Origin of the sequence: Streptomyces sp. SP18CS02, assembly GCF_036322365.1 — a bacterium.
In the GTDB taxonomy this organism is placed as follows: domain Bacteria; phylum Actinomycetota; class Actinomycetes; order Streptomycetales; family Streptomycetaceae; genus Streptomyces.
This window is the reverse complement of sequence record NZ_JAQYXC010000302.1, coordinates 89,633-101,208: the sequence shown is the minus strand read 5'-3', so window position 1 is coordinate 101,208 and position 11,576 is coordinate 89,633. Positions and strand designations below refer to the sequence as shown.

9 protein-coding genes, 1 tRNA gene and 1 pseudogene are annotated in these 11,576 nt (G+C 72.4%); 6 read left to right on the top strand and 5 right to left on the bottom strand.

All coding sequences use genetic code 11. The features are described from left to right. The 6 genes and pseudogenes from PUR26_RS34770 to rbsD form a co-directional block, all read left to right on the top strand. Nucleotides 1-137 (top strand): annotated as a pseudogene (locus PUR26_RS34770) (vitamin K epoxide reductase family protein); the annotation flags it as partial. 506 nt (nucleotides 138-643) lie between these two features. Beyond that, nucleotides 644-1,660 carry a LacI family DNA-binding transcriptional regulator gene (locus PUR26_RS30990; RefSeq protein WP_329877547.1) on the top strand — a complete coding sequence of 339 codons (1,017 nt, stop codon included), beginning with the start codon at nucleotides 644-646 and terminating at the stop codon, nucleotides 1,658-1,660. Then, nucleotides 1,657-3,330 (top strand): sugar ABC transporter ATP-binding protein, encoded by a 1,674-nt coding sequence (locus tag PUR26_RS30985; RefSeq protein ID WP_329877545.1) that lies wholly within the window; start codon nucleotides 1,657-1,659, stop codon nucleotides 3,328-3,330. The genes PUR26_RS30990 and PUR26_RS30985 overlap by 4 nt, the downstream gene beginning before the upstream one ends. Continuing rightward, nucleotides 3,320-5,263, top strand: coding sequence for an ABC transporter permease/substrate-binding protein (locus PUR26_RS30980; protein ID WP_329877543.1), 1,944 nt, complete (start codon nucleotides 3,320-3,322; stop codon nucleotides 5,261-5,263). The genes PUR26_RS30985 and PUR26_RS30980 overlap by 11 nt, the downstream gene beginning before the upstream one ends. A gap of 80 nt (nucleotides 5,264-5,343) precedes the next feature. Then, entirely contained in the window at nucleotides 5,344-6,249 is a 906-nt protein-coding gene (locus PUR26_RS30975; protein WP_329877541.1) for a ribokinase, read from the top strand. Beyond that, the gene (gene rbsD / locus PUR26_RS30970; protein ID WP_329877539.1) at nucleotides 6,246-6,635 is read left to right on the top strand and encodes a D-ribose pyranase; all 390 of its coding nucleotides are present in this window, start codon (nucleotides 6,246-6,248) and stop codon (nucleotides 6,633-6,635) included. The genes PUR26_RS30975 and rbsD overlap by 4 nt, the downstream gene beginning before the upstream one ends. Before the next feature lie 221 nt (nucleotides 6,636-6,856). Here the strand turns inward: rbsD and PUR26_RS30965 are convergent, their stop codons facing one another. The 5 genes from PUR26_RS30965 to PUR26_RS30945 form a co-directional block, all read right to left on the bottom strand. Further along, complete coding sequence (locus PUR26_RS30965; protein WP_329877537.1) at nucleotides 6,857-7,216, bottom strand: hypothetical protein; 360 nt, start codon at nucleotides 7,214-7,216, stop codon at nucleotides 6,857-6,859. Continuing rightward, entirely contained in the window at nucleotides 7,213-7,881 is a 669-nt protein-coding gene (locus PUR26_RS30960; RefSeq protein ID WP_329877535.1) for a DUF6232 family protein, read from the bottom strand. The genes PUR26_RS30965 and PUR26_RS30960 overlap by 4 nt, the downstream gene beginning before the upstream one ends. Nucleotides 7,882-8,514: 633 nt before the next feature. Beyond that, nucleotides 8,515-8,588: transfer RNA gene (locus PUR26_RS30955), tRNA-Thr, on the bottom strand. A gap of 165 nt (nucleotides 8,589-8,753) precedes the next feature. Next, nucleotides 8,754-10,310 (bottom strand): alpha/beta hydrolase, encoded by a 1,557-nt coding sequence (locus PUR26_RS30950; RefSeq protein WP_329877533.1) that lies wholly within the window; start codon nucleotides 10,308-10,310, stop codon nucleotides 8,754-8,756. Between the two features lie 54 nt (nucleotides 10,311-10,364). Further along, nucleotides 10,365-11,570, bottom strand: a complete 1,206-nt coding sequence (locus PUR26_RS30945; protein ID WP_329877531.1) for a DNA polymerase III subunit delta' — start codon at nucleotides 11,568-11,570, stop codon at nucleotides 10,365-10,367. Nucleotides 11,571-11,576 lie beyond the last annotated feature (6 nt).

Below are 11,576 nucleotides of genomic sequence, written 5' to 3'. Positions count from 1 at the left end.
TCCGCACGGGGCTGCTGCCCGCACCGCGCCCGGTGCGGGGCTTCCTCGACGAGTTCACCTGGGTCCTGCCCGCCCTGCACATCGGCATCATCGGGATGCTCGTCCTGACCCGCTGGTGGGACTTCTGGACCGGCTGACGACCGCGGGAAGGGCAGCGCCGCACACACCACCGGCAGCGCCCAGCGGGCGAGCCTGCGGGACGTCCCGGCCCGGGCGAGACCTCCCGGACACGGCCTGAGGCGCCGGGACGCCCCCGCCCTCCAGCGCGATCCACAGCGCCGCCCGGTCCACCTCGACGGTCCCGGCGCTTCCCTCGCGCACCCCGACACACACGGCAAGCAGCCGCCCCGCGCGTCGCTCGCGTCACTCCTCCCGCACCGCCGCCCCGCGCGTCGGCGTACCGGCCTCGCCCCCCGAGCGCCCGCAGCAGCCACAAGGCTCCGCCACGGCACCCGTACGCGGCCGTTCAGATCCTTCAGGCCGCTCATATGAGCGCACCCCATCACGATCCGGTCTCGGAACCGCGCCAAGGGCTTGCCCCGAGGCCGTGTAATCGATTCCAATCCTCCGTGTAATCGATTACACGGGCATGACTCGTGGGTCGTGACCCAGGCATGGCAGACCACGAGGAGGTGGTACGGCGATGGCGAGCATCAAGGATGTCGCCGCCGAGGCGGGAGTGTCCGTCGCGACGGTGTCCCGCGTCCTCAACGACCATCCGTCCGTCAGTCCGGAGGCGCGGGCCCAGGTGCTGGCCGCCGTCGAGGCGCTCGGCTACCGGCCCAACGCCGTGGCGCGTTCGCTGCGCACCGACCAGACGCGCACCCTCGGGCTGGTCATCAGCGATGTGCTGAACCCGTACTTCACCGAACTGGCCCGCTCCGTGGAGGAGGAGGCCCGCGCACTCGGCTACAGCGTGATCATCGGCAACGCCGACGAGCGGGCCGACCTCCAGGACCACCACATCCGCACGCTGCTCGACCGCAGGATCGACGGGCTGCTCGTCTCCCCGGCCGACGGCGGCTCCCCCCTGCTGCTGGACGCGGCCCGGGCCGGTACGCCGATGGTCTTCGTGGACCGATGGATACCAGGCGTCGAGGTCCCCGTCGTACGGGCGGACGGCCGCGCCGCCGTGCGCGACCTGGTCGCCCACCTCCACGGGCTGGGCCACCGCAGGCTCGCCATCATCGCGGGCCCGGCGGCCACCACCACCGGCAGCGAGCGTGTCGAGGCGTTCCGGGACGCGCTGCACGAGTACCGGCTCCCCCTGCCCGACGCGTACATCGGCCAGGGCGACTTCCAGGCGGACAGCGGCCGCCGGGCCACGGAGGGGTTCCTGGAACTCCCCGAACCGCCCGAGGTCGTCTTCGCGGCAGACAACCTGATGGCGCTCGGCGCGCTGGACGCGATCCGCGCCCGGGGCCTGAGGGTGCCGCAGGACATCGCCCTCGCGGCGTTCGACGACATCCCGTGGTTCGTCCACACCGATCCGCCGATCACGGCGATCGCCCAGCCGACCGGTGATCTGGGCCGGGCCGCCGTACGGGCCCTGGCCGACCGGATCGAGGGGCGGCCGCCGCGGTCCGTCACCCTCCCCGCCCGTCTTGTCGTCCGCCGCTCCTGCGGCGAGGACGCCTCCACCCAGAGGAGCAACCCGTGAGCGATCCGGACGAGTTGCTGCGTATCGAAGGCATACGCAAGACCTTCCCCGGCGTGGTCGCGCTGGACGGCGTCGACTTCGACCTGCGCCGCGGGGAGGTGCACGTCCTCCTCGGGGAGAACGGGGCCGGCAAGAGCACCCTGATCAAGACGCTCTCCGGCGCCCACCACCCGGACGCCGGCCGCATCCTCGCCGAGGGCCGCGAGGTCCGCATCAACGGCGCCCAGGACGCGGAGCGCCTCGGCATCGCCACGATCTACCAGGAGTTCAACCTGGTCCCCGATCTGACCGTCGCCGAGAACATCTTCCTCGGGCGTCAGCCCCGGCGCTTCGGGCTGATCGACCGCGGACGGATGGAGGCGGCCGCCGAAGCGCTGCTCCACCGCGTCGGACTGCGGATCCCGCCACGGACGCGCGTGCGCGACCTGGGCATCGCCCGACTCCAGATGGTGGAGATCGCCAAGGCCCTGAGCCTGGACGCACGCGTGCTGATCATGGACGAGCCGACCGCGGTCCTCACCTCCGAGGAGGTGGAGAAACTCTTCCGGATCGTCCGCACCCTCCGCGAGGACGGCGTCGGCGTCGTCTTCATCACCCACCACCTCGAAGAGATCGCCGCGCTGGGCGACAGGGTCACCGTGCTGCGCGACGGCCGCAGCGTCGACCAGGTTCCCGCCTCGACCCCCGAGGCCGAGCTGGTACGGCTGATGGTGGGCCGCAGCATCGAGCAGCAGTACCCGCGCGTACGCCCCGCCGCGACGACCACGCCCGGGGACCAGGTCACGCCGGCCGCGTCCCGCGCCTCCGACTCCCCTCTGCTCTCGGTACGCGGTCTGACCCGTGACGGGGTCTTCCACGACGTCAGCTTCGAGGTGCGGGCCGGTGAGGTCGTCGGCCTGGCCGGCCTCGTCGGGGCGGGCCGTACGGAGGTGGCCCGTGCCGTCTTCGGCGCCGACCCGTACGACGCGGGCCGTGTCGACGTACTCGGCCGGACGCTGCCCCGGCACGACGTCAACGCCGCGATGGGCGCCGGCATCGGCCTCGTGCCCGAGGACCGCAAGGGCCAGGGCCTGCTGCTCGACGCCTCCGTACAGGAGAACCTCGGTCTGGTGACGCTCCGTTCGGCCACCCGTGCCGGGCTGGTCGACCTGGCCGCCCAGCGCGCGGCCGCGGCCCGGATCGCCGATCAGCTCGGGGTACGGATGGCCGGCCCGGACCAGCACGTACGCACCCTCTCCGGCGGCAACCAGCAGAAGATCGTCATCGGCAAGTGGCTCCTCGCCGACACCAAGGTGCTCATCCTCGACGAGCCGACCCGCGGTATCGACGTGGGCGCCAAGGTCGAGATCTACCAGCTCATCAACGAACTCACGGCCTCGGGCCACGCGGTCCTGATGATCTCCAGTGATCTGCCGGAGGTCCTCGGCATGAGCGACCGGGTGCTGGTCATGGCCCAGGGCCGCATCGCGGGCGAACTGCCCGCGGAGGAGGCGACGCAGGACGCCGTGATGGCCCTCGCCGTATCGGCGCCACCGGCAACAGCACCGGCCTCACCGGTATCCCCATCAACACCCGCATCCCCGAAAACACTGGCTAGACCGAAATCACCAGCAGCACCGGCAACACCCGCGAACGAAGTGGACGAAGTGGAGGGCTCCCGTGGCCACTGACACGCTCAAGAGCAATTCCGGCGCGGGGAGCGTCACGGCGATCCGCCGCATCCTGCTCGACAACGGCGCGCTGAGCGCCCTCATCGTCCTGGTCGTCGCGATGTCGCTGCTCTCCGGCGACTTCCTGACCACGCAGAACCTGCTCAACGTCGGTGTGCAGGCCGCGGTGACCGCCATCCTGGCGTTCGGTGTCACCTTCGTCATCGTCTCGGCGGGCATCGATCTGTCGGTCGGTTCGGTGGCCGCGCTGTCGGCGACCGTACTGGCGTGGACGGCGACCTCCGAGGGCGTGCCCGTGTGGCTCGCCGTGATCCTGGCCATCGCCACGGGCATCGCCTGCGGTCTCGTCAACGGCGCCCTCGTCTCGTACGGGAAGCTCCCCCCGTTCATCGCCACGCTGGCCATGCTGTCGGTGGGCCGGGGCCTGTCCCTGGTGATCTCGCAGGGCAGTCCGATCGCTTTCCCCGACTCGGTCTCCGTCTTCGGGGAGACGCTCGGCGGCTGGCTGCCGGTCCCGGTCATCGTGATGATCGTGATGGGGCTCGTCACCGCCGTCATCCTGACCCGCACCTACATCGGACGCTCGATGTTCGCGATCGGCGGCAACGAGGAGGCGGCCCGCCTCTCCGGGCTCCGCGTCAAACGGCAGAAGCTCGCCGTCTACGCGCTCTCCGGCCTCTTCGCCGCCGTCGCGGGCATCGTCCTCGCGTCCCGGCTGGTCTCCGCGCAGCCCCAGGCCGCCCAGGGCTACGAGCTCGACGCGATCGCCGCCGTCGTCATCGGCGGCGCCAGCCTGGCGGGCGGCGTCGGCAAGGCGTCCGGCACCCTCATCGGCGCGCTCATCCTCGCCGTGCTCCGCAACGGCCTCAACCTGCTCTCGGTCTCCGCGTTCTGGCAGCAGGTCGTCATCGGCGTCGTGATCGCGCTCGCGGTCCTCCTCGACACCCTGCGCCGCCGCGCCGGGGCCACCCCCACCGCCGCCTCCACCTCACCGGGGTCCGGCCGGCGCAAGGCAGGCCGGCTCGCCGTCATGGCGGTCTGCGTCGCCGCGGTCGTGGGCGCCGTGTCGTTCCTGAACCCGGGCTCGTCCGGTACGTCGACCAGGATCGGCATGTCCCTCTCCACCCTCAACAACCCCTTCTTCGTGCAGATGAAGGCGGGCGCGCAGGCGGAGGCCAAGGCGGCCGGCGTCGAACTCACGGTCACCGACGCGCAGAACGACGCGTCGCAGCAGGCCAACCAGCTGCAGAACTTCACTACCGAGGGCATGAAGTCGATCATCGTCAATCCGGTGGACTCGGACGCGGTGGGACCCGCCGTGCGCACCGCCAACACGGCGGACATCCCGGTGGTCGCCGCCGACCGCGGCGTCAACAAGGCGGATGCGGCGACCCTCGTCGCCTCCGACAACGTGGCCGGCGGCCGGCTGGCCGCGAAGACGCTGGCCGACCGGCTCGGCGGCAAGGGCAGCATCGTCGTCCTCCAGGGCACCGCGGGCACGTCCGCCAGCCGCGAGCGCGGCCAGGGCTTCGCCGAGGGCCTCAAGGCCTACCCGGGCATCAAGGTCGTGGCCAAGCAGCCCGCGGACTTCGACCGGACGAAGGGCCTGGACGTCATGACCAACCTCCTCCAGGCCAACCCGGACGTCTCCGGCGTGTTCGCCGAGAACGACGAGATGGCCCTCGGCGCGGTCAAGGCGCTCGGCGGCAAGGCCGGCACGTCGGTGGCCGTGGTCGGCTTCGACGGAACGCCCGACGGCCTGAAGGCGGTCGGCGCGGGCACCCTGTACGCCTCGATCGCCCAGCAGCCCTCGGAGCTCGGCAGGATCGCCGTCCAGAACGCGGTCAAGGCCGCCCAGGGCAAGCGGGTGGACAGCACGGTCAAGGTCCCGGTGAAGGTCGTCACCGAGCGGAACGTCGCCGACTTCTCATGACCACGGGAACGGCGACGGGGACAGCGACAGGACCGGCGAATCCGGCGGCAGAGGCGGCAGAGGCGGGAGCGGGGACGGGGATGCACACATACGACGTGCTGGTGGTGGGGTCGGCCAACGCCGACCTGGTGATCGGCGTGGACCGCCGCCCCGGGCCGGGCGAGACGGTGCTCGGCTCCGACCTGGTGGTGCACCCGGGCGGCAAGGGTGCGAACCAGGCCGTCGCGGCCGCCCGCCTGGGCGCCCGGACCGCCCTGCTCGCGAGGGTGGGACACGACGAGCACGGACAGCTGCTGCTGGACTCCCAGCGCGCGGCGGGCGTGGACACCGTCGGCGTCCTGGTCGGCGGGGCGCCGACGGGGGTCGCGCTGATCACCGTGGATCCGTCGGGCGACAACAGCATCGTGGTGTCGCCGGGTGCGAACGCCCGGCTGACCCCGCAGGACGTGCGCGCAGCGGCGACTCTGCTGCACGCCTCCCGGGTGGTCTCCGCCCAGCTGGAGGTCCCGGTGGAGACGGTCGTCGAGACGGTACGGGGCCTGGCTCCGGACACCCGGTTCGTCCTGAACCCCTCCCCTCCCGCCCCGCTCCCCGCCGAGGTGCTGGCGGCCTGCGACCCGCTGGTCGTCAACGAGCACGAGGCCCGGTTCATGCTCGGGCACTCGGCGGGGCCCGCGCCGGAGGACTGGGCACGCGCGCTGCTCGCCCGCGGGCCCCGGTCGGTGGTGGTCACCCTCGGCGCGGAGGGCGCGCTGGTCGCCGACCGGCGTACGGGCTGCGCGACGCGGATCACGAGCCCGCAGGTCACCGCGGTCGACACCACGGGCGCCGGGGACGCCTTCACCGCGGCGCTCGCATGGCGGCTGGGACGGGGGGACGACCTGACGGCGGCCGCCGCCTTCGCGGCCCGGGTCGGCGCGGCGGCGGTCACCCGGGACGGGGCGCAGGAGTCGTTCCCCACCGCGCAGGAGGTCGCGGCGCTGTGAAGAAGTCCGGCATCCTCAACCGTCATCTGGCCGGCGCGCTGGCCGAGCTGGGCCACGGCGACCTGGTGATGGTGTGCGACGCGGGGCTGCCCATCCCCCAGGGTCCGCGCGTCGTCGATCTGGCCTTCCGGGCGGGCGTCCCCTCGTTCGCGGAGGTCCTGGACGGTCTGCTCGCCGAAGTGGTGGTGGAGGGCGCGACGGCCGCCGCGGAGATCCGTACGGCGAACCCGCCGGCCACCCGACTGCTGGAGTCCCGCCTCCCCGACCTCGCCCTGATCCCGCACGACGCGCTCAAGGCCCTCACCCCGACGACCCGTCTGGTGGTCCGCACGGGTGAGGCACGTCCGTACGCGAACGTGGTGCTGCGCTGCGGGGTGTTCTTCTAGGGTCTTCCGTCCGGATCGGCCCGGCACGATCCGGACGAGAGACCCTGGCCGCGCGCCGGACGGACCCGATGCGCAAGGAACCGGCGGCGAACCCCGGGCGCGACCACGTCCGGCCGCCCGGGGGCCCACGCGCCCGCGGTCCACGGGCGCCCCGGTCCACGGGCGCCCCGGCCCGCGTCCGCGGACCACCGGAGCGCACGCGAGGCGCCCTCCGCGCCCTTCTACTGCGCCAGCAGCTCCAGGACCCTGTTGACCGCGTCCACGACGGGCTGGCCGAGGGAACCGGCCGTGGCCGCGATACCGGAGAGGGTCAGCAACGCCATACGCCGCTGCTGCTGGCGGCCGTCGTCGCCGGGGGCGGCGACGGCCGGCAGCGTCTCGTCGAGGGCCTCGGCGGTGGCGGGCGAGATCTTGTCGCGGAGCTCGTCGACCAGCCGGAGGAGTTCCGCGACCGCGGCCTGCATCTCCGGGGACGCCGCGGGGGCGCTTCCGGTCGCCCCGTGGTTGTTGACCATTCCGATGTTGCCGGTTCCGCCCCGCATGTTCACGTTGGGGCCGTAGTAGTAACTGTCACCGCTCATGCGCTTGCCATCCCCACGTTGCCCGTACCGCCGTACATGTTGACGTTGTCGCCGAAGTAGTAGTTCCTGGGACTGATCGTGATGCTGTCCACCCGCACCTGGAACTCCGACTCGGGGTTCTCGATCGCATGGGAGATGTGGCCGACGAGCTGGTTGAGGTGCTGCGGGTTCTGGCTGGTGACCACGGCCGTCGAGGGCCCGGACGTCTCCACGGCCAGGACGTAGTGCGAGGGCGCCAGCAGCACGATCAGCAGGTCGACGATGTAGTAGACCAGCGAGCCGGCGGTGCAGAGCCAGACGAACGTCAGCAGCCCGCCGCCCGCCTCCCGGCTCGCGATGGCCGTCAGACCGCTGAGGACCGTGAGGGCGATTGCCACCGAGAGCGTGATCGCGACGCGCTTCAGGAAGAGCAGCGTCGCGTCCTTGCGCCTGGGGTGGAGGGTGAACGTGTGGACCCGCGCGATGTTCGCCAGCGGGTACGCGGCCCCGCCGACCCACAGCAGCCGCTTGCTGACCCGCAGATCGATGCCGCCGGCGAACTGCGGCGGCGCCGAAGGGACGGGCGGAGTGGCCGGTGATGTCTGCTGCTGCCCGGCCACCGCCGCCGCCACCCACGGCGGCTCCGCCGGCGGGTCCGCCGGGCGGCCCGTTGACTCCGTATTCATCTGTGTCCCCCTGAGGTATGGGTGATGCCCCATCACTGAGTGGAACCCATTAACTACGCCGGAAAACTCCCGTGCAAGCCGAATGACCCTCTCAAGTGGGTTCTCCTTGCGGCGAGTTGACGATTCGAGCGTCGGCCGGACACTCCCCCGGAACTCCTTTGCGTGGCCGGAAAAGCCCTGTGCCGCACACGGGCCAAAGGCCCTCCGCTCCGGCGGCTCCTCAACGAGCGAACGGTTCCGCACTCCGACGGCGGCCGATGCGTCCGCGCATACACATGCTCACGCACGGGGTGTCTGCCTCTGGCCGGCACATGCCCCGCCCCTGGAAGGAGGTCAGATCCTGCCGAGGTCGACCTTCATCGCGACGGTATGTGCAGGCCGGCCGGTACAGCAGCCGCGACGCGTACACCGCCCGCCCCGACGGCCACCAGGTCAAGGGTCCGGGCGTCGGCGAAGTACGGGCGCGTGCACTCGACACCTGGCGGGCACCACTGCGGCAATGGGCCCGGCAGCGGCTGCCACCGGCGTGAACGTCGAGGAGGGGACCACGATCCGCCGGCCGATCACGCGACGGGCACCGCCCGGGCATGAAAAAGCCCCAGGTCACGGCGAGTGAGTCCTGGGGCTGATCCGAGCCGCCTTCGGGATTCGAACCCGAGACCTACGCATTACGAGTGCGTTGCTCTGGCCAACTGAGCTAAGGCGGCATGCCGTGCCATCCCCGTGGGGTGCAGCAGCGGCCCCAAGTCTACACAGGTCGAGAGGGTGCCTCGCACACCCCCGGGGCCGGCCGGCCCCGCGCAGCGGGGAAAGCCGTGCACACGCCCCTCGGCGGCGGCCCGCGAGCCCGGCGGGACCCGGACAGGAAGGCGCTAGCGGCAGCGCTTGCCCGCCGGGGGGACCTTGCCGTCGAGGAGGTAGGTGTTGATGGCGGTGTCGACGCACGCGCTGCCCCTGCCGTACGCCGTGTGCCCGTCGCCGTCGTACGTCAGCAGGGTGCCGGAGTCGAGCTGGGAGGCGAGGGCCTCGGCCCAGGCGTAGGGGGTCGCCGGGTCGCGCGTGGTGCCGACCACGACGATCGGGGCGGCACCCTTCGCCTCGATGCGGTGGGCGGTGCCCGTGGCCTTGACCGGCCAGTTCGCGCAGTTCAGGGAGGCCCAGGCCAGGCCCTCGCCGAAGACCTCGGAAGCCTTCTCGAAGGACGGCACCGCCTGCGCCACCTCGGCCGGGGAGGTGAAGGCCGGCGGCTGGTCCAGGCAGTTCACCGCGGCGTTGGCGAACATCAGGTTCGAGTACGCGCCGTCGCTCTCCCGCTCGTAGTAGCTGTCCGCCAGGGCCAGCAGCGCGGCCCCGTCGCCCGCCATCGCCTGGGTCAGCGCCTCGCGCAGCTGCGGCCAGGCCGAGTCGTCGTACATGGCGGCGATGACGCCCGTCGTGGCCAGGGACTCCCCGAGCGGGCGGCTCTGGCCGGTCGGGACGGGTTCGGCGTCGAGCCGCGCGAAGAACGCCTTCAGTCGCTTGGCCGCGTCCGCGGTCGACTTCGTCCCGAGCGGGCAGGCCGGCTGCTTCACGCAGTCGGCGGCGAAGGCCCGGAAGGCGGTCTCGAAGCCGGCCGTCTGGCCGCGGTTCAGCTCGGCCGTCGGCAGCGACGGGTCGATCGCGCCGTCGAGTACGAGCCTGCCCGAGCGGGAGGGAAAGAGCTCGGCGTACGTGGCGCCCAGGAGCGTGCCGTACGACGCCCCCACGTACGTCAGCTTCTCGTCACCCAGCACCTGGCGCAGTACGTCCATGTCCCGGGCCGTCTCGACCGTCGAGACATGCGGAAGGACCTTGCCCGAGCGTTTCTCGCACCCCTGCGCGAAGGTCTTGTAGGACGCGGCCAGCCGGTCGGTCTCGCCGCTGTCGTCGGGGGTCTGGTCGACCTGCGTGTACGCGTCCATCTGCGGCCCGTCCAGACATACGACCGGCTCGCTGCGGGCCACTCCGCGCGGGTCGATCGCGACCAGGTCGTAGCGGGCGCGCACCGGTGCCGGATAGCCGATGCCGGCGTACCCCTGGAGGTAGGTGATGGCCGAGCCGCCCGGGCCGCCCGGGTTGACCAGCAGCGAGCCGATGCGCCGGCCGGGTCCGGTGGCCTTGATCCGCGACACGGCCAGCTTCACCTGCTCACCGTCCGGCTTGGCGTAGTCGAGCGGCGCCTTCATCGTGGCGCACTCGAAGTCGGGGACACCGCACGGGCGCCAGTCGAGCCGCTGGCCGTAGTACGTCCTGAGGGCCTTGATCTCCTCGGCCGACACCGGCGTCACCGGCGAGACCGCCGCCGACGCGGCCCCGGCGGGCGCGGTGCCTTCGACGGAGCATCCGGAGCCGAACAGGCCGATTGCCGCGAGGGCGACGGCGGACGTACGGAGCAGGCGACTGGAGTCCATATCCGGAGCGTATCCGGACGGTGACCGATTGTTGGGTCACTGAACCCGTACGGATTACCCCGCGCGCAGCGCCATCGTCATCGCCTCCACCGCCAGCAGCGGTGCCACATTGCGGTCCAGGGCGTCACGGCAGGCCAGGATCGACTCGATCCGGCGCAGCGTCCGCTCGGGGGTGGAGGCGCGGACGACCCGGTCGAGCGCGTCACGCACGTCCTCGTTGGCGATCGCCGTCCGCGAGCCGAGCTGGAGCGCCAGCACGTCCCGGTAGAAGCCCGTCAGCTCGCTGAGCGCGAGGTCCAGGCTGTCGCGCTGGGTGCGGGTCCTGCGGCGTTTCTGCCTGTCCTCCAGGTCCTTCATCACACCCGCGGTCCCGCGGGGCATCCGGCCGCCCTGGCTCGCGCCGAGGGCCGCCTTCAGCTCCTCGGTCTCCTTGACGTCGATCTCCTCGGCGGCCTGCTTCGCGTCCTCGCCCGCCGCGTCGATCAGCTCCTGCGCCGCCTTCAGGCAGCCGCCCACGTCCTCGACCCGCAGCGGCAGCCTGAGCACGGTGGCCCGACGGGCGCGCGCGCGCTCGTCGGTGGCGAGCCGGCGGGCGCGGTCGATGTGCCCCTGGGTGGCGCGGGCGGCCGCGGCGGCCGCCTGCGGCTCGATGCCGTCGCGGCGGACCAGCACCTCCGCGACGGCGTCGACCGGCGGCGTGCGCAGGGTCAGGTGGCGGCAGCGGGAACGGATCGTGGGCAGGACGTCCTCCAGCGACGGCGCGCACAGCAGCCAGACGGTGCGCGGCGCCGGCTCCTCGACGGCCTTGAGCAGGACGTTCCCCGCGCCCTCCGTGAGGCGGTCGGCGTCCTCCAGGACGATGACCTGCCAGCGGCCGCCCGCCGGGGAGAGCTGCGCGCGGCGCACCAGCTCCCGGGTCTCCTTGACGCCGATGGAGAGGAGGTCGGTGCGGACGATCTCCACATCGGCGTGCGTGCCCACGAGCGTGGTGTGGCACCCGTCGCAGAACCCGCAGCCCGGCTCACCGCCGAGCGCCCGGTCGGGGCTGACGCACTGGAGGGCGGCGGCGAAGGAGCGGGCGGCGGTGGCCCGTCCGGAGCCGGGGGGCCCGGTGAACAGCCACGCGTGCGTCATCTTCGAGGCGTCCGGCGGCGCGGTGCCGGACGCGATCGCGGTGACGAGCGTGTCCGCGTCCCGGGCGGCGGCGCCGAGCTGCGCCTGGACACGGTCCTGTCCGACCAGGTCGTCCCATACGGGCATGGATGC

Coding starts and splice junctions, on each gene's coding strand:
- PUR26_RS30990 (WP_329877547.1), top strand. CDS start 644: ATGGCGAGCATCAAGGATGTCGCCGCCGAGGCGGGAGTGTCCGTCGCG.
- PUR26_RS30975 (WP_329877541.1), top strand. CDS start 5,344: ATGCACACATACGACGTGCTGGTGGTGGGGTCGGCCAACGCCGACCTG.
- PUR26_RS30965 (WP_329877537.1), bottom strand. CDS start 7,216: ATGAGCGGTGACAGTTACTACTACGGCCCCAACGTGAACATGCGGGGC.
- PUR26_RS30960 (WP_329877535.1), bottom strand. CDS start 7,881: ATGAATACGGAGTCAACGGGCCGCCCGGCGGACCCGCCGGCGGAGCCG.
- PUR26_RS30950 (WP_329877533.1), bottom strand. CDS start 10,310: ATGGACTCCAGTCGCCTGCTCCGTACGTCCGCCGTCGCCCTCGCGGCA.
- PUR26_RS30945 (WP_329877531.1), bottom strand. CDS start 11,570: ATGCCCGTATGGGACGACCTGGTCGGACAGGACCGTGTCCAGGCGCAG.